This is a genomic window from Gelidibacter salicanalis (assembly GCF_016469035.1).
GTDB classification, from domain to species: domain Bacteria; phylum Bacteroidota; class Bacteroidia; order Flavobacteriales; family Flavobacteriaceae; genus Gelidibacter; species Gelidibacter salicanalis_A.
In genome coordinates this window covers 1-18,741 of the sequence record NZ_JAEHJZ010000032.1, presented here as the reverse complement: position 1 = coordinate 18,741, position 18,741 = coordinate 1, and the positions used below count along the sequence as shown (strand labels likewise).

At 36.8% G+C, this 18,741-nt stretch carries 16 protein-coding genes; 6 read left to right on the top strand and 10 right to left on the bottom strand.

Annotation, left to right across the window (positions count from 1 at the left end; translation table 11 throughout):
* Positions 1–114: 114 nt before the first annotated feature.
* The 3 genes from JEM65_RS12715 to JEM65_RS12705 form a co-directional block, all read right to left on the bottom strand.
* Entirely contained in the window at positions 115–477 is a 363-nt protein-coding gene (locus JEM65_RS12715) for a hypothetical protein (RefSeq protein ID WP_199600087.1), read from the bottom strand.
* Positions 478–1,586: 1,109 nt separating this feature from the next.
* Positions 1,587–2,141 carry a crossover junction endodeoxyribonuclease RuvC gene (ruvC, locus tag JEM65_RS12710; RefSeq protein WP_199600085.1) on the bottom strand — a complete coding sequence of 185 codons (555 nt, stop codon included), beginning with the start codon at positions 2,139–2,141 and terminating at the stop codon, positions 1,587–1,589.
* Entirely contained in the window at positions 2,142–2,783 is a 642-nt protein-coding gene (locus tag JEM65_RS12705) for an outer membrane beta-barrel protein (protein WP_199600083.1), read from the bottom strand.
* A gap of 27 nt (positions 2,784–2,810) precedes the next feature.
* On the opposite strand from JEM65_RS12705, the gene JEM65_RS12700 reads away from it, so the two are divergent.
* Positions 2,811–3,773, top strand: coding sequence for a lysylphosphatidylglycerol synthase domain-containing protein (locus JEM65_RS12700; protein WP_199600081.1), 963 nt, complete (start codon positions 2,811–2,813; stop codon positions 3,771–3,773).
* Positions 3,770–4,903 (top strand): glycosyltransferase, encoded by a 1,134-nt coding sequence (locus tag JEM65_RS12695; protein ID WP_199600072.1) that lies wholly within the window; start codon positions 3,770–3,772, stop codon positions 4,901–4,903. Before JEM65_RS12700 ends, JEM65_RS12695 begins: the two co-directional genes overlap by 4 nt.
* Before the next feature lie 13 nt (positions 4,904–4,916).
* Here the strand turns inward: JEM65_RS12695 and JEM65_RS12690 are convergent, their stop codons facing one another.
* From JEM65_RS12690 to JEM65_RS12650, 7 genes are all read right to left on the bottom strand, one after another.
* Positions 4,917–5,390: a hypothetical protein gene (locus JEM65_RS12690; protein ID WP_199600070.1), complete on the bottom strand. Its 474-nt coding sequence runs from the start codon at positions 5,388–5,390 to the stop codon at positions 4,917–4,919.
* Between the two features lie 98 nt (positions 5,391–5,488).
* Entirely contained in the window at positions 5,489–6,625 is a 1,137-nt protein-coding gene (locus JEM65_RS12685; protein WP_199600068.1) for a tetratricopeptide repeat protein, read from the bottom strand.
* An 11-nt stretch (positions 6,626–6,636) separates the two neighbouring features.
* On the bottom strand, positions 6,637–9,321 hold the full coding sequence (locus JEM65_RS22405; protein WP_233530643.1) for an energy transducer TonB: 2,685 nt from the start codon (positions 9,319–9,321) through the stop codon (positions 6,637–6,639).
* A 1-nt stretch (position 9,322) separates the two neighbouring features.
* Positions 9,323–9,685 (bottom strand): BlaI/MecI/CopY family transcriptional regulator, encoded by a 363-nt coding sequence (locus tag JEM65_RS12665; protein WP_199600066.1) that lies wholly within the window; start codon positions 9,683–9,685, stop codon positions 9,323–9,325.
* A gap of 660 nt (positions 9,686–10,345) precedes the next feature.
* A complete protein-coding gene (locus JEM65_RS12660; RefSeq protein ID WP_199600064.1) occupies positions 10,346–11,014 on the bottom strand; it encodes a response regulator in 669 nt (222 codons plus the stop codon).
* A gap of 6 nt (positions 11,015–11,020) precedes the next feature.
* Positions 11,021–13,060: a tetratricopeptide repeat protein gene (locus JEM65_RS12655; RefSeq protein ID WP_199600062.1), complete on the bottom strand. Its 2,040-nt coding sequence runs from the start codon at positions 13,058–13,060 to the stop codon at positions 11,021–11,023.
* A gap of 149 nt (positions 13,061–13,209) precedes the next feature.
* Positions 13,210–13,389 (bottom strand): hypothetical protein, encoded by a 180-nt coding sequence (locus JEM65_RS12650; RefSeq protein ID WP_199600060.1) that lies wholly within the window; start codon positions 13,387–13,389, stop codon positions 13,210–13,212.
* Between the two features lie 1,758 nt (positions 13,390–15,147).
* Between JEM65_RS12650 and JEM65_RS12645 the strand changes: the two genes are divergently transcribed.
* The 4 genes from JEM65_RS12645 to JEM65_RS12630 all read left to right on the top strand — a co-directional run bounded on the left by JEM65_RS12645 (position 15,148) and on the right by JEM65_RS12630 (position 18,517).
* Entirely contained in the window at positions 15,148–15,570 is a 423-nt protein-coding gene (locus tag JEM65_RS12645) for a RagB/SusD family nutrient uptake outer membrane protein (RefSeq protein WP_233530642.1), read from the top strand.
* A gap of 169 nt (positions 15,571–15,739) precedes the next feature.
* Positions 15,740–17,086 (top strand): Gfo/Idh/MocA family protein, encoded by a 1,347-nt coding sequence (locus tag JEM65_RS12640; RefSeq protein WP_199600058.1) that lies wholly within the window; start codon positions 15,740–15,742, stop codon positions 17,084–17,086.
* Positions 17,087–17,102: 16 nt separating this feature from the next.
* A complete protein-coding gene (locus JEM65_RS12635; RefSeq protein ID WP_199600056.1) occupies positions 17,103–17,921 on the top strand; it encodes a 3-keto-disaccharide hydrolase in 819 nt (272 codons plus the stop codon).
* On the top strand, positions 17,921–18,517 hold the full coding sequence (locus JEM65_RS12630) for a 3-keto-disaccharide hydrolase (protein ID WP_199600384.1): 597 nt from the start codon (positions 17,921–17,923) through the stop codon (positions 18,515–18,517). The genes JEM65_RS12635 and JEM65_RS12630 overlap by 1 nt, the downstream gene beginning before the upstream one ends.
* Positions 18,518–18,741 lie beyond the last annotated feature (224 nt).

The window sequence follows — 18,741 nt, the reverse complement described above, 5'->3', positions numbered from 1 at the left end:
TATCCTTTTTTTTCTTCATCAAAATTTTAAATTGATCCCATTTCATCAAGAAAATGCCGCATTTTACAAAAACAGAAAACCGGTTTATTATTTAATGGTTTCTTGTTTAATTGTTTAATTACACTTACAGTGTCCGTGCCTTGCTATTTGCAATGCTTTGTCTAAAGCTTTGGTATTCGCTGTTGTATTGCCTATTAAAGCAATTACATTGCTTGTGTACTGACTTTTGCTTTTTTCAATCATCTTTATAAATCTCATCGAGACTAGATCATTTAAAGCCTTAATATAAGTTCTGTAATTTTTTATGCCTAAAGTTTCCATTGCACAGTCGGTGGGAAATCCAAATTTATTTTTCCAACCTAGACGATTGCATCGCTCTATAGCAAATACATATATTGCATGGTGAATTGGTTTAATTTTATCAGGATTTTCGAAACAGAAATCGAACCAGGCACGAGTGAATTTATATCCATTCATGATTAATGCGAATCAAGGGTTGGAAATTTGGAAATAAGGTAAAAAGAACAAGATTATTTTGAATACAGATACCAATAACAAGGATTGCAAGTTAGTGAGAATATATTATTATGCCTGCGAAAAATTCGAAGAGAATCTACAGACAGATGTGAGCGCTCCAGCAATAATACCGGGCCTAAGCTCACAGATCAAGTAATTATAACCATATACCTGTTTGTGATGTGCCATCTAGGAATTTTTAAAATGAACAAGATAAATCAATTTACCATGGAGTATTTACTGGATTGGTTTCCTGATCTAGGGAGTTATCAAGCCTTTAAAAATAGGCTCAAAGGATTTTTACGTAATGAGCTCCCTTGTGGAAACGCTCTTAGATAAATTTGCCACAAAAGTGTGTTCCAAGAACTATAGTGTGCTGGATTCCATGCCCATTATTACTTGCTCAGGGAAACGTTCGGGAAAAGTAGCCCCGGAAATCATGGTCAAAGGCTATTGTTCTACCAAAAGAATGTATTCTTACGGCATGAAATTGCATGCTCTAGTTTTTTGTAATACAGGTAGGTTGCCCCACCCAGAGCAAATTATATTTACACCAGCCTTCGTGAACGATCTTGCTCTTTATAAAGACACTTGGTCTGAAATTGAAAATCGCACATTCTTTGGAGATAAAATATATAATGACACTTCTTTTTTTTCGAAAGATGAACCATGCCTTCAACTCTGAAATGCTGACCCCTGTAAAAGCCATCAAAGGGATGACCCGATGTTTTAAAGAAATTTGACAGGGCTAGCAACAACCTGTATTCCAGGCATGTGTCCAAAATAAGGCAACCTATAGAAGCCCTGTTCAGTTAATTCATTGAAAAATCTGATATAGAAAAAGCCAGTAAGGTCAGGTCAACAAAAGCACTAAATCTTCACGTTTATGGAAGATTAGCTGCCGCCATTATTACTCTAATTTTTTTTAACCTTAATTCGCATGAATGATGAATGATGAATGATGAATGATGTAAAAAAAGAACACAGAACATTCTATTAGAACATCCTAAAGTTTTAAAAATATGTCAACCACTAACTTGAAACTTCAAACCTGAAACAAAAGAAACTAACTACTTCTTAACTCTGCCTTCATTATCTTTCACAAAAGCGGCCCATCCCGTATAGTTTTTGCCTACGTCAATACGGCCTTCATTATAAAAATGACAAACAGCTGCGGCCAGTCCGTCAGTGGCATCGAGGTTTTTAGGTAAGGTTTTCAATCCGAGCACACTTTGCAACATCTTGGCAACTTGCTCCTTACTGGCATTTCCGTTACCGGTTATGGCCATTTTAATTTTTTTTGGTGAATACTCCGTAATAGGGATCTCTCTGCTTAAACCGGCCGCCATGGCAACACCTTGTGCCCGGCCCAATTTCAGCATACTCTGAACATTCTTGCCAAAAAAAGGTGCTTCAATAGCAATTTCATCTGGATGATGTGTGTCAATAAGCTCAATAGTACGTTCAAAAATCAACTTTAGTTTCAGATAATGATCGTCATATTTTTTGAGATCAAGTTCATTCAACTGAAGGAATGACATGGTTTTACCCACCACTTTTATCAGTCCGAAACCCATAATGGTGGTTCCCGGGTCAATTCCTAAAATAATTCGTTCTTTACTCATTTAATAACAATAATTGCATCCGCTCAAAGATAGGGATACCCCTAGAGCAACATACATTAAATCGCCATTAAATGAATATCCGTCAATGGTTGGGTTGTATTTATCTTTTCCAGCAAGCGCTAACACATACGAGCCATCAACAAATACAGAGAAGGACTCTGATACCCTATAATGCAGTTCCAAACCCCCTAAAAAGTTAGGATAGGTGTAAGTGTTATTGGTATCGTTACCTAAAGGTTTGGTCATACTGACTCCTGGTCCCGCATGGGCTACAATACCTATGGGAGCGGGTAAAAAGCGAAGAATATCTTTAAAATCATAAACGAGCTGCGCATTAACACGTGTGTAATTTAATTTGAAGGGCTTAGATCTATCGGCCGACTCAGACCTATTATAACCTAAATCAATCTTAGCACCCAAGTTTTCAGAAAACATATGCTGCACACCGAGATTAATTGTTGGAAAGTTGACGTATTCAGTGAAATAGCCATCTTTATCATTGGTATCAATAGGATTATTTAATCCTATACTCGCCTGAAGCTTCCATTTCTCAACATCTCTCTGAGCGACACTCAAAGAGCTGGTCATGAGCGTTAAAAACAGGAGCCATAATAAGTTTTGTGTTTTAATATAAGTCGCCATAAGCTAAATATCATTTAATTTGTAACTATGTTAACAGCAATATCCTACAAATCTAAACAATTCTTACCAACACTTATAAAATTAGGTCTTGTTGTGGCCGCATTTTATGTTATACACTCCAAACTGTTTCAAAATAGCGATTTACATTTTAATGAATTGCTTAAAAATGTAATGGATTTTAGTTCAATTTCGGCAAATACCCTACTTATCTTAATCTTATTGAGCATTTTTAATTGGGTTTTTGAAATCCTTAAATGGAAGCAATTGGTTTCTTCGGTCAGTATAATTTCATTTAACGCAGCAAAAGAACAAAGTTTGGGAGCCCTTACCGCATCTTTATTAACGCCAAACCGAATTGGTGATTATGGCGCGAAAGCTTTGTACTACCACCCTGAGCTTCGGAAAAAAATAATATTTTTGAACTTCATAGGAAATAGCATCCAAATGGGTGTTACTACGCTTGTGGGTAGCATTGGCTTGACTTACTTTACGCTACTGTATCAACCAAAATTGAATGGTATTGGCATCTTATCAGGTATTGTGGTGATTGGTATACTTTTCCTTATTTGGACCATGAACGCAAATTGGCTCCAAAAACAGAAACAACCACTTTATAAACATCTTGCTTTTATTAAGTGTATTTCCAAGCAAACCCTGTCCAAAATAATTCTGTTTTCCTTAATACGTTATCTGATATTTTCATTTCAGTTTTACTATTTATTGATTGTTTTTGGAGTTGAACTGAACTATTTAGAAGCTATGGCAGCCATCTCAAGCATGTACCTCCTATCTTCGATAATTCCTTCCATTTTTATCTTTGATGTCGTCATTAAAGGCGGCGTTGCGGTTTATTTGTTTGGACTAATGGGAATTTCTGAAGCTATTGTGCTATCTATTGTAACCTTGATGTGGATTTTAAATTTTGTGCTGCCCAGCTTTATAGGCAGTTATCATGTGCTTCAATTTAAACTTCCAAAAACAGAGGCATGATGGTAATTATTGCAACTGTAACACTCCTTTACGTATTACTGATTGGAAGTTTCTGCTGGGGATTTGGGCGCGTAAAATCTTTTGAACTGAGTAACGTAAAGCCAAAAACCAACTTTACCATTATTGTTCCCTTCAGAAATGAAGCCCAACATCTTCCTGCACTTTTAGAATCAATTTTTGGTTTGAACTATCCGAACGCACTCTTTGAAGTCATTCTTGTAGATGATGCCTCTGATGATAATTCCCGAGAAATTCTTGATTCTATTCTGAAATCTAACGGCAACAGTTCTACAAACATTAAGGTGGTCAATACGATAAGAACAACTACATCGCCAAAAAAGGACGCCATTACCTTAGCCATTTCACAAGCCACTACCAATTGGATTGTAACTACTGATGCTGATTGCGAGCTTCCAACCTACTGGCTGGATAGTTTTGATGCGTGTATTCAAGCACAAAATCCAGCACTTATTGTTGCTCCTGTAACCTATCATGAAGTGGACGGATTTTTACAAAATTTTCAATTGTTGGATGTCTTAAGTTTGCAAGGCGCGACTCTTGGAGGCTTCGGTATTAAAAAGCCTTTTTTGTGCAATGGGGCAAATTTGGCCTATACCAAACAACTTTTTTATTCGGTTAATGGATTTGAAGGCAACTCAGACTTGGCGAGTGGCGATGATGTCTTTCTTTTGGAAAAAGCTATAGAAAACAGCCCCAAACAGGTACATTATTTAAAAAGTGCCCAGGCCATTGTGGTTACCAAAGCGCTAAACACTATAACAGAGCTGGTAGATCAGCGGGTGCGCTGGGCAGCTAAATCTACAGCTTATAAAAATGTGTTTGGGAAACTTGCCGGTGGAATTGTGCTTGCTCAAAATGCACTTATAATTGGTTGTCTTTTTTTGGTGGGGATGGGAGTGCTCAGGGCAGAAATACTGTTGTATATATTCTTAATCAAATGCAGTATAGATTTTGTTCTGATTTATAAATCGGCAGCTTTCTTCGGTCAAAAAAAACATTTGGAATACTATTTTTTAGCCTCTTTTTACTATCCGTTTTTTAGTGTGTATGTGGTAATACGCTCCGTTTTTAAGGGGTATAAATGGAAAGAAAGACCCTACCGACAATAACTATTGGCAAAGATTAATTGATGTTGACAATAACGGGCAGACTGAACTCTGTTGCCACTTGCTGACTGCGTTTGATGGCAGGATAAATTTTAGGAAGGGAATCAAAACTGTGTCTTAAAATACTGTCCAATTGCGGAATTTGAGCTTGCGTCATAGAATCCATATCTATATTGCGTATTGAAAACTGTCCTTTTTTATCGATGTGGATTTTTAAGATGATGGTATCTGATACATCTTCTGTAACTACAATTATTTGGTTTTTTAAATGTGACGCCAACAAATTGTGAAGATAACTCTCAAAGCAGGCTTTCTTGTCTTGATTGGTATTTGCACCGTCACAATCAGAAAAGGTGGGGTAGTCATCCACATCATTCCAATTAATGGCTTGCATTTCTTCTTCAAGAAGTTGTTCTGTCGATACTTTTTTAGATTGAAAATAATCGCAAGACGTCAGTAAGATAAGGAAAACAAGTAAAAATGGCTTCATTTTATAATGTAACTGAAGCTGAAAAATACAATTTTTTTAGTGAATTTATTCACTTCATGTAGTTGTGTTATACAATTTCTATGAGGCGGCATGCCTGCTTATTCAGATTTCATAAACTTTTCCTCCTTGAGCTCCCGCAATCGCTTGTCTGCAAAGAAACCAAACACACTTTTTGGAAAACGTTCTTTAAACACCTCATAGGCCTTAATTTTAGAGTCGGTGTCCGCAAAATATTCGTCTTTTGTCCGCACCAAGAAGAACTGAGCCCGCTCATCCTTAGGATCTTCCTTGATGGCGTTTTGTAGCGCCGCCATGGCTTCCTTGTGTTTTTTCTGCTGATTTAGTACAGTGGCCAAGGTGGTATATTCTACATGTAACGGCTGATCCATAATGATCAGAGCTTTAGTAAGCCATTCTTCTGCGGAAGCGAAATCGTTGATCTTTTCATACAACCGACCTAAAATATACAGATTGGTGGTGTTATTGAGGTCAAAATCTACGGCGCGCTTAGCGTAAACAATGGCTTTTTCATACTGTAGCGTTTCCGCATAACAGAAGCTTAATTTTTCGTGGATAAATTGGGAATTTTCTCCCAAATCCAACAGCTTTTCAAACCATTGTGCAGCGGCTTGATAGTCTTGTTTCCAATAGTAATTGAGTGCTTTTAGGTTAATGAGTTCTGTATTGTTGGCATAACTCTCCAACCCAATATTGATGTATTTTAGAGACGCATCATGATGACGCTTTACCAATAAGTGTTTGGCAATTTTATGAATGGCTTTTTGATGGGTTTTATCGAGGTTAAATGCCGAATGAAACCTGTTCATTGCGGTAGAATCTCCTTGCTGCTCCATTACCAGCCCAAGTTCATAATGATAATTAGGATTTCTATAGTCTAGATACACCAACTCATTTAAGAGCACCTCAGCGCTCTTTAGTTTTTTGCTTCGGGCCAATAGCTTAGCGTAATCATATTTAAGAAGTGCATCCTCAGGAGAGGCCTGGGATGCCCTTTTATAATTCTCCAAAGCTTCGTCGTAATTACCCAGTGCGATATAGGCTTTGGCCAATTTTTCATAGACTTGATCTTGCAGTTCTATAGATTTAAAGACTGTTATGGATTGTGCATAATTGCCATGCACATACAAACTGTCTGCGAGTTTCAACCTGGCAAACTGCGCTTGCATTGACCATGAGATTAAGACAATACTTAAGACACTACAGAATTTGGGCATACGAGATGTGCTTAGTTTTTGACTTTTGGCGCGGCTTCATTGACTTGAAATAGAATTGGCAAACTATAAGGTACAACTACGGCTTTCCCTCTCTGTTTGCCCGGTTGCATTTTTGGCAATTGTCCAATAACACGAATAGCCTCTTTTTCCAATTCCGGATGTGACGCTCTCGATCTTATATCTGTAATAACACCGTCCTTACCAATTTTGAAGATCACACTGATACGTTGCATTCCTTTAAGTCCTAAATCATTGGCCAAATTAACGTTGAAATTTTTATTGACAAATTGACCAATTTCATCTGAGGTACATCTCTTGCGATCCTCATTGGACTCCGAAGATTGACATGTTAAGAAATAAGGAGCTTCTTCTATAACGGCATAAGGCACTTCAATGTCGTCCTCTCTCCCATTACCCGATTTATTTTGGTCTGTTTCTGAATTGTCGCCTGGAACCATAAACAAAATCGGTAAACTATAAGATATCGTAACGTCTTTCTCTTTTTGTTTTCCAAGTAAATAATCTGGCATTGCATTAATTACTCGTTTAACTTCAGACATCAAAGCTGGATGTGGCGCTCTCGCTTGTACATTTTCAACCTTTCCATTAGCATTTATTTTGAAAACAACATGAATACGTTGTTTTCCGGTAATCTGATTCTCTTTAGCAACACTAGTATTGAAGTTTTTACTGACAAACTGTGAAATCTTATAAGAAGGAGACTGTTTATCTGATTGGTTTGACTGTTTAACATGAGCATCTGTAGATAGCACGACTTCATCGAGTGCGACAAATGGCCCATGGTTATTATTCCCTTCAGGAATATCATCTTGAACCTGAAACAAAATAGGCAAGCTGTAGGGTACGGTAACTGCTTTACCACGTTGTTTTCCAGGCGTAAACTCTGGCAAAAGCTCAAGGACCCTAATGGCTTCTGCTTCTAACGCCGGATGTGGCGCTCTTGCTTTGATATCTTTGATCTTTCCGTCCTTACCCAGTTTAAAGATGACACTGATTCGCTGTCTTCCTTTCAGATTTTGCTGCTTTGCGATGTCAGTATTAAATTGTTTAGCGACCATTTCCGACACTTTCTCAGACATACATTTTTTTAGATCACTGTTGGAAGTAAGATGTTCGCAGCCTGGAAATATGGGGACTTCCTCTACTACAGCAAAGGGCACTTCCACATCTTCAGAAACAGAACTTTGATTTGTCTCTTGAACCTCAACATTATTAGCATATAACAGAGTAGTCATTTTACCATCCGTCATTTTCAGCACCTTGAACTGATTACCTTTTGTTATCAAGGCTAATTTTTGCTCCCGCTTCTTTTGTTCTGCATCTGATAAATCATTTATATCGTCTACAACCAAACGAAGTTCTCCGTTACCTGCGGAATTCTCCCAAGCGCCCTTTCCTTTGTCTGATTTTTTATAAATTACATACTCATCATAAGTAGGTTGTTCACTGCCAAAAAGCTCCATATCGGATTCATCTGCTTTACTTAAAATTCCTTCAGCCTTTTTTTTCTCCATTAATTTGGTGTGCTTGTATCTTAGAAGCGCTTGGGCTTTGGCAACGTCTTGCCTACTCTGCATATAATCTTCACCAATGTCGCCATAATTTTTATAGGCCTTGTAGTAATCCTCTGGAAGTTCGCTTAGGCCAATAACATCTTGGTAATACTTATCTACAAGTTCTGAAAAAGATAATTCTTGGTTTATCGTTTCATGTTGCCCCAATGATAAAGGCTCTTTAATTTCACTGGCATAAGAGGAGGTGTACAGCAACATCCCTATCACCATAGGAATTAATAAGGCATACTTGATAAGATGGATCTGTTTTGATTTTGTTTTGCTTAACATAACGATTCGTTTTTTGACCTGCCCGTTATGGACTCCAAAAGAAAATTGTCTTCCAAATACAGTCAGGCGGGTTAATGATTGTTTGAAAAATGGATTGATGAAAGAAATGTGCTGGGTCTCAAAAACCTGAGACAACAGACTTTGGTAATAGGCTGATTTGCCTTTATATTTTACAGCTTTGGCATCGGCAATAAACTCGTGCAATGTGGACAATCTGTTTTGATACATGTACACCAACGGATTAAACCAGAATACAATGCGCAACACTTCAAAAATCAACAAATCGATACTGTGCTTTTCCTTAACATGCACCAGTTCATGCTGTATGATATGTTCTTTTTTGTCAGCTTGGATTTCAGACCCTAAGAAAATGTAGTGGAAAAACGAAAAAGCGGCATTACTATTTAATAAATAGATAAAAAGAACACCTGCATCTAAGCGCTTCGGATTGGCATAATAAAGCTTACTCAACTTAACAATCTTGTAGGCCAAAATGAGAGCCGTTAATACCACACCTGCAATCCACACATAGGTCCAAGAGAAGTTGATTGCGTGGTCTGCAACTTGGTCTGCCTGAATGATTACAGTACCATCATTAAAGTTTGAAGACACCTCCCCTATAATGACTTCTGGCAATCGGACCACCATAGGTTCTGGCACGATAGCTCTAAAACTTTCCAACTTTAAAAAGGGTATTACGATGGACAAAAATGCGGTGCCGATCAAATAGGCGCGATTCCAATTAAAAAAGGTCTCTTTCTTTAAGAATAGGTCATAAATAATCAGAAAGAAGATCTGAAAGGCAACGGTCTGTAATATATAGTGTAGCATATCAGTCGTCTTTTTGGTTAATGTGTTTTAAGATAGATTCCATTTCTTTTAAGCTGAGATCATTTTTCTTAACAAAAAAGGACACCATACTTTTAAACGAGCCTTGAAAATAATTATCCACTAGCATATTAATGCTTTGGTTACTGTATTCGATTTTTGAGAGCAGCGGAAAATAAAGATGGCCTTTACCCTGCTTTTCATAATCCACAAATCCTTTGCTCTCCAAAATCCGTACAATGGTCGATACGGTATTATAGGCAGGTTTTGGTTCTGGCAACTCGTCAATGATTTGTTTAACGTTGGCTTTTTTTAGTTGCCATAGGACTTGCATAATTTCCTCTTCTGCTTTTGTAAGTTGTTTCATCTGTAAGACTGCGCCCACCAATTGGCAAACTTTGTTGCAGTAGTTTTTTAATTAAACGGGATATTTATTCGGGAAATTTAGAATGGAATTGTCCAACCCATTAGTTTCCTGACGCTAATATAACTAAAATATTAGTTTAAACTAATATTTTAGTTATATAATTTAATGAAGAAATTGAAGAAGAGGTTGTTTTGAAAAAAAAACCTAATAACATTCCAGATGGGCCGTTATTAGGTTTATTCTATGGTGCTATTAACGCAACAAGATAATTTGAGGGATTAATTAATTATTGTTGACTTGCCAAAATTAAAGAATTGTTTTGGATTTAAGTTACGGGATAACCGTAAATTTTCTATGGAATACCCGTACTAATAAGGAGCGAAAAACCTTTGGGGAGTTTATAAAACCTTAAACTTAAGAGATTTTAACACTCTTAATCATTATTGTCCGATAAAGGATTAAGACCCTGCCGGCCGGGAACAAAGATTTGATTATAACTAAATGATAGACAGTCATTAATCTAAATCAAATTTGCCAAATTATACTAAGTGAAAATGGTTTCAAAAAGCAAGGTGTCATTTTTTAAGATCTTATACCTGGTCTTGCTTTAATGGGGTTTGTAAACTTTTTATCTGTTTTTCGAACACTCATGTCTCCTAATTAAAGAAAGCCCATTTTTCTTGCTTCTTCAATCAATGTTTCATCTTTTCCATCTTCAACAGAGAACAACAACTTGAGTTGTCTTTTCCGTTTTTCTATCGCACTCATGGATAAGTTGATGTGCTCGCGTAAGGTAATTGTTCTGATCCCTTGAGAAAGAAGGTGTAGAATTTTCCTATTGATATCATCCACATGCAAATTTGCAGATACCGTTTTTTTAAGATAATTGTTCACGGTACTACTGTAATAGGGTGGTGTGGTTAAAATATGCTGAAACGCCTCAGCAAGTTCGCTTGAGGTCAGGTCACTTTTAATCAAGAATCCGTCCGGATTAATCTCCTGGATAATATTGTGCACTCTATACGATTCATTAAACATGGTCAAAATGACCACCTTGGCGTTTGGCATGATATCTCGTGTCATCTTAGCTAAATCCTCTCCTGAATTCAATTTACCGTTAGAAGAACTGGGCAAACTGATATCAAAAAAACAAATATCATAGGGCTTCTCTATGGCCGCGCGCTGCAACAGCTCATTAGCAGTATCACAATCATTTGCTGTTTCTATCTGCAGGATTTGATCTTCGTGCTTGGTGGCCATTAAAGTGTTTTCATAACCTTCAATAATAATTGGATGATCATCTACCATTAAAATATGAATATGTTGCATATCTATTTAAGTTGTATAGGGGGTTTTAATTTGCAGTGTAGTGCCTTTGTCAATCTGTGATTGAATTGTCACCGTTCCATTGAGTTCCTTTGCTCTAGAGTTGATGTTTTTAAGACCAATGCCCTTTTTGCTTTTATTGGAATCAAAGCCACTACCATCGTCGGTAATGGACAAGCAAATTACAGCTTTTTTTAGTTGAATACTAATATTTACCCGCTTAGCTTTAGCGTGCTTATAAATATTGTGGAGAGATTCTTGCACCATCCTATACAAATTAATTTTGGTTTTATTGGGGATGGCTTCCCAATTAATATCGTCAGTAAAATCAAATTTAGACTCTAATTGATAGGCTTGGGTTTGCTTGTCAATCAATTCTGTCATGATATCCATAAACCCAGAGCCGGACACAAAATCTGTACTTAGATCATGGGAGATTTTTCGGATATCATTTTCAATGGTTTTGAGTTCAGCAATATACTTAGACCTAACCTGCACCGCTTCTTTTCCTTCATTAAAATTATAGCTGTCCAAGCTTAACCGCGTCCCAAATAATCTGCCCAAAACACCATCATGTAATTCTTGGGAAATACGCTTTTTTTCTTCAGCCTTTGCGCCATCTACCTTATCTTGCTGCGAGAGCATCAAATTATAGATCTCTTCATTAGCCTCCTGCTGATCTTGCCTAAATTTTAATTCCCTATTTTTATTTCGCTGTGTAATGATGATGTACACCAATATTGACGTTAATAAGAGTACGACAGAACTAATTATCCACCACATTTTTTCAGTAGCAATCTTTTGGTTTTCTAATTCTATTTGATCGGTTTCAAAATGTACACGTGCAAATTTATTACGGATGCCCCGCTCATGTGCCAATAAACTATCACTCAAACGAATGTACTCTTTAAAATAACTTTTCCCTTCATCGCCTGCTTTAAGCTCAGACAGAAGGATCATAGATTCTAAAAGAATGTCATTTGATGAGATATCTCCAGCCAAATCATAGGACTCCTGAGCAAAGTGTAGTGCCTGATCATTTTTTCCTTGCCCTTTATAAAATTTTGAAAGATCAATGCTAACGGCTAATTTTGTAGTGGGATCGTCCAAACTATCACTGAGTCTATAGGCTTCCATAAACATATTTTCCATAGCTCCATAATCCTTATCCTGTGATTCAAATTTAGTAAAGGCAATATTATCAAGGATTAGGGGATAAAAACTGGGATCTTCAATAAATAAATCCTTTTGTTGCAATATCTCCTCATACAATTTAATTGCGGCTCCATAAGCCCCCTGTTTTCTTAAAACAAAGGCCTTATTGTGGATGGACGTGTAATAATCGGACTCCCCATTTCCTATTTTCTTGCTAATACCGATGGCCCTATCATGATATTCTAGAGATTTCTCATACAATCCCAAATCCAATGAAATGATACCCAATCTGTTGTATAGAATCCAAAACATTGATAGGTTGCTATCTTTGGTTGGTAACTGCGCTAATAGTCGGAGTGCCTGGATGCATAAGTCTTCACTCCCAAAATAATCCCGTTCAATATATTGAATCAGTGAAAGGTTGGCCATAACCTCAATTTTTCTTGAGACCTCGCCAGATTGCTCATAACTTTTAATTGCCTTAGTGTAGTAATAATAAGCACTGTCATTTTGACTTTTTGTAGTATGATAAAACCCTAAGTTATGATTAGTCATACCAACGTTTAAGGTGTCACTAATTCGTTTCGAAATTTTTAAATTCTCATGATTAATTTTACTAAAGGCATCATAATCTCCAATATAAAGATATGCGGTACTTAAAATTTTGTTGCTTCTTAGAACAATACTATCAACTTCCAAATCATGAGATATGTTGACGGCTTTTTTAGCATATTTCAACCGGATTTCGAGAGAATTATTTGGGTCTTCCCCTAATTTTCGAAATTTTAGAATACTATCGTATTCTGAAGATCCAACAATGTCTTGGGCAATTAAAGGACAGGAACACAAAAATAACAGAAAGAGGATTGGAGGTCTTAACACGTGAATGGTCAATTAAGTTTTAAATTTAGAAAAATTATTCCAAAACTTCAGAATGTCGTCTAAATTAAACAAAATAACGCTTCATAAAACCAGATCGATTAGCAACATCTCAAGCCCTTATTAACTAAAATAAAGGCTTGAGACGCTAAGGAATTTTAAGTTTATCCCTGTGTTGGAATAACAATCTTATCTTTTGAATGTGCCAACAAATCGTAATAAGGTTTTGTTGAGTCGTAGTTTTTAACTTCTTTCTGAGTTGTATTCTCAATTGTCGTCTTGTCCGTTTGACTAGAAACAGTTAAAAATAATGCAAGCAATAAAGTAATTTTTAGAGTTCTCATTTTAATTAATTTTAGGAGTTATTTACAGTTTTGTTAATTAATAATTGGGCATGAAAATGCCATTTGAGGGAAGAATGGATTATTAATTTTGGAGCATAACGCCCAGTATTGCTATTACTGTTGAGGGAGATTTAAGACCGGAAATAAGGTCTTAAGGAAAATGGATCAAAATTCTCTATTTAAGTTGATTGACAACTCTTACAGAGATGCAAATATATTATTAAAAAGTTATCAACAAAAATAAATAAGAGAATAATGCAATAAATTCGATCAAATGCAGTTGCATTAAAATTCTACTTGATTTCAAAAGCAAGAGCCCTAGGCTGCACGGCATCAAAAACATGGATCTTTTAATAATGGCATGTTTTGACTTGATCCTTTTTGACTTGATCCGGTATGTGTAGAAAACGGAGCATTACCAAAACCCCAAAAACAAAAAAGCATCCCGATCCTGTTATAAAACAGAAAAGGAAAGCTTCTCATCGGAATACCAAATTGCTCTGGTATCACTACGTTTATCTAAACTTTCATTCAGATAAAACAACACAACTTCTTCTCGTTCCCATGACGATGGGAATCTCGCCAAAAAAAGCTCCAAATTTCTTTAGAGCTTCTTAGTATTATTGCGGTCTGGACGGGACTCTGACTTGAATCACTTATCCTAACCATATCAACACTCTTGTTAAATCTCTTTATCTATGTTGACGATTTGTGACCTTATTCCCTTGGGTTAGGGTACAATTTGATTTCGTCTGGTGCAAAAATACTAAATAGAATCAATTAACTATGCTTAATATTAATAAAAGTAGTTAAAATATTCTTGCCATATTCTCACTATACTTCACACCCATTGTACAAGTATCTTTTTGGTTCCACATCCCCAAAAAGGGTTGGGCTGTTGCTATCTCTTATTACTTCAGAACTGTATATAATTCACAACGAGATATGCTGGTCAATTAAGGAGATAATTTAATACTATACCTATGACGGCATTGTTTCCATTTTGGTTCTAAAATATCCAGTCTTATCCATCCAGTATCTGCGTGGCTAGCTTGGTACTGCATGTTTAGGAAAAGTTGGCAACAGTTGGTCTGGCTGGGTGATTTCATCATCCAATTTCCATGATATTTAGTGACGATGGCATATGGTCAGCTTTTGGTTGCAATTTAAAAATTAAAATGATATGTTTATACTACCCTAAAATCGTGAGTATTATGATCAATAACAAGCCTAAAGGAATTAAAATAGACCCTAGCAGATTGCAACAGAACACAGCAAAATCAGAACCCCAAATAACATCTCCAAAGAAACCGAAGGATAAGAAGTAGAGTGATAATGAGCGGTCAATTTGATTCGCGGTACTGATGATAACCGTGAATGCGATTGCACAATGGGACATAAATATCATTCAAATGATGTGATGTCATAAGAAGAAATAGCCAAATAATACAGCTTATTGGCATTAGTTTTTTTCGAAACCCCTTAATTTCTGTTCGGTGAACAATTTGTATGTTTCCTTTATATTTCTATTTTTCCTTTTCATCCATAAGTCCTCTTTCGTCAAGGAAGAAATATAATTGTCTTTGGTCAGTATTTTCGTCTCCAAAATATTTGTCCATTAAACTTTGTTTGGCTTCACTTTTTAGGAATTTTAAAAATGTCGAAAATTTTTGCTTTGTTGGTAGTCCGTTATACATTACAATATTAACTCCATGGCTGCTGAAGCTGAAGCAAAAACCAGCAATTTAGGTTCTTGTCATGCAATATGTAAATCGGGTTCGCGAGAGCGCTTCAAATCCTCAGGGATTCTCGAAAAAATATGTTGATGATAATAGCCCACTTACAGGTTTTGACCAAGCTAAGAATGCTGCCAATTATATAATCGGGATGTACACCACTTCAGAATTCTTTTCTAAAGAAAGTGCGCTAGAATCAATTCACTACGAACGTAAACTTGAATTAGCCATGGAAGGACACCGCTTTTTTGACTTGGTGCGTTGGGGCATTGCCGAGAAAACCTTAAATGATTACTTTCAATATCAAGGTCAATTAACTACCGATGTTAGGGGAGGCAAATTTATTTCAGGTAAAAGTGAATATTACCCTATTCCTCAAGCTCAAATAGATCTTAGTTTGAACAACTCTGGGGAACCTACCTTGACCCAAAATCCAGGATACTAGTTTGAAATAATAAAGATTTACAATATATTTAGAAAATTCAGGAATAAACCAATACCTTGAATGCTATTGGTTTATTGTTGTCTAAGGAAGACCATGTTCACTATTTAAAACCAATAAACAAACCTGTTTACTATCCAGAATTTAAAATATCAAAAACCACTATTTAATTATGATGAAAAAAGACAGACGTTCCTTTATAAAAAAATTAGGAATAGCAAGTGTTACGGCAGCCGTATTGCCCTCCACCTTTGCCGCAGAGACAAAACACGTCAACATATTAAACCGACATTTATTAGCTGATACCACCAAAGTCTTAAAAATAGCACTAATCGGTGCAGGCGGTATGGGGAGTTCTGATACCAACACTGCTTTAGAGCACAAAAATATAGAGTTGGTTGCCGTCTGCGATTTGTACGACGCAAGGTTGGACAATGCAAAGAAAACTTGGGGAAGCCATTTATTTGTCACCAAAGATTATAAAGAGATTTTGGACCGAAAGGATATAGATGCAGTAATCATAGGCACTCCGGATTTTTGGCATAAACAGATTAGCATAGATGCTTTAAATTCGGGTAAGCATGTATATTGTGAAAAACCCATGATACGCAACATTGATGAAGGGCAGGATGTCATTAATGCCTGGAAGAAATCAGGAAAGATAATGATGGTGGGCAGTCAGGGCATGTCTTCCTTAGGTAATGAAAAGGCAAAAGAATTACTGGCCGAAGGGGCTATTGGAGAACTAAATTATGCCGAAGGTTTTTGGGCGAGAAACTCGCCAATTGGTGCCTGGCAATACCCTATTCCCAAAGATGCCTCAACGGAGACGGTAGATTGGCAAAAATACATTTCCATAAGCAAAGATCGTCCATTTGATCCGCTACGATTTTTTAGATGGCGAAATTATCTAGATTATGGAACGGGAATGGCAGGGGATCTCTTTGTGCATCTTTTCTCTAGTTTGCATTTTATTACTAATTCATTGGGACCTAATAGAGTATCTTCAACAGGAGGGTTGCGCTATTGGAAAGATGGTCGTGAAGTACCCGATGTACAGTTAGGAATGTTTGATTACCCAGAAACCAAAGAACATCCTGGATTTAACCTTTCTTTGCGTTGTAATTTTGTAGATGGCACAAGTGGAGGGACGTATTTGAAATTAGTAGGCAGCAAAGGTTCGATGGATGTAGAGTGGGATCGAGTTACTTTAAAACGAAATGCTGGAGGAGCTAGTGATGATCCGTTTTTAGCAGAAAAGGCCAAGGAAGGATCAAATCAGTCCGATCGAAAACAAATAATGCCACCTTTAGAAACCGTATATAATGCACAAGATGGGTACAAAGGAGCCCATTATGACCATTTTGCCAACTTTTTTGATGCTATTAGAAACGATGGCGAGGTCGCACAAAACCCCATTTTTGGATTTCGTGCTGCAGCCCCAGCATTATTGTGTAATGAAAGCTATCGCAAAAATGAATTTATGGGTTGGGATCCAGAAAAAATGAAACGGGTTTAATTTTAAAGACATAATTATGAAAAGAGCACTAATATGTATGTTATTGGCAATTTCAACAGTAGCATGTAAAAACTCAGAGGACAGCAAGAAAATAACTGAGAAAGAAGCAACCTCTAAAGAAGATCGCAAAAATGATACAATCAATACCAATGGAGAATGGCAATACCTTTTTGACGGCACGAGTCTTAAAGGTTGGAGAGCTTATGGAGAAGATCAGTTGCCACCCGGTTGGACGATTAAAAACAAGGAACTTACCTATGATACAAAGCTTGGTTTAGAAGAAGACTATAAAGGAGGACGGGACATTATTTATGGAGATGAAGAGTTTGAAAATTTTGAATTATCTCTTGAATGGAAACTTCCAAAAGGCGGTAATAGCGGCATTTTTTATCATATTAAAGAAGGCTATGCAAATCTGTCAGAAATTGCACCCGAGTATCAATTAATTGATGATGAAAACTACGCCGAAATACATGATCTTTCTGGTTACAATAAGAGTCTTGGTCACACCCAGAACCTTACGGAGTTAAAACCACTTAATAAAACAGCGGCAGATTACTCAATGTATGCTCCCGATCTTGATAAGAAAGAATTAAATCCTGTGGGGGAATGGAATACCTCTAGGATCGTTTTTACACCTACAAAAGTAGAACATTGGCTCAATGGAAAAAAAGTAGTGTCCTTTAAACCTTGGTCTGAGGAATGGTATACTAAAAAGAACTCCGGCAAATGGGAAGGCAGTCCGGATTACGGTAAATTTAAAACGGGATACATTGGTCTGCAGGACCATCAAAGCCCCATATGGTTTAAAAATATTAAAATAAGAAAATTGTGATGGTTAAGAAAGCAAGTTTGTTTGCGGTTATGTTTAGTCTTTTATTTGTAGGTTGTCAATCTGGGAAAACCCTTTTTAATGGAAAGAATCTAGACGGTTGGAAAATTCACGGAACCGAAAAATGGTACGTTGAAGAAGGGGTGTTAGTATCTGAAAGTGGGCCGGATAAAAAGTATGGCTACCTCGCCACTACTGATAACTACAAGAATTTCGAAGTGACTCTGGAATTTAAGCAAGAAGCCGACGGAAATAGTGGGGTTTTTATCCGCTCTGAGATTGACGGTACCAAAATAGCAGGTTGGCAGATAGAAGTTGCGCCACCCAACCTTCACACGGGTGGTATTTATGAATCGTATGGCCGTGGTTGGTTGGTTAAACCTTCTGAAGAAAAAGAGGAGGCGCTTAAATACGGTGAATGGAACAAGTTAAAAATAAGAGTTCATGGAGACCGGATAATCAGTTGGTTAAATGGTGTTGAAATGGTCGATTTTTCTGACGCTAAAATAGGAGATGCAAATGGCAAGATTGCGTTACAGATCCATGATGGGGGAGGGATTAAAGTGTATTGGAGAAATATTAAGCTGAAAGCGCTTTAATTTTATTTCGGTTTGAAGTGCCTGATCATGGAGCAAGAACGATAGCTTTTAAAATCCCTTCATTTATATATGAAACGCCCTGAATAGTAGGAATGGATAAATTATTGGATTTTAGTAGGAGATGGTAACTCTATTTGTTTAAAAAAGACAACTGGGGTTTCTGCCCAACCTTATATCAAGCGTCTGTCTTGTTTCTTGTCTAATTAGTCGAACCTTAACTACAC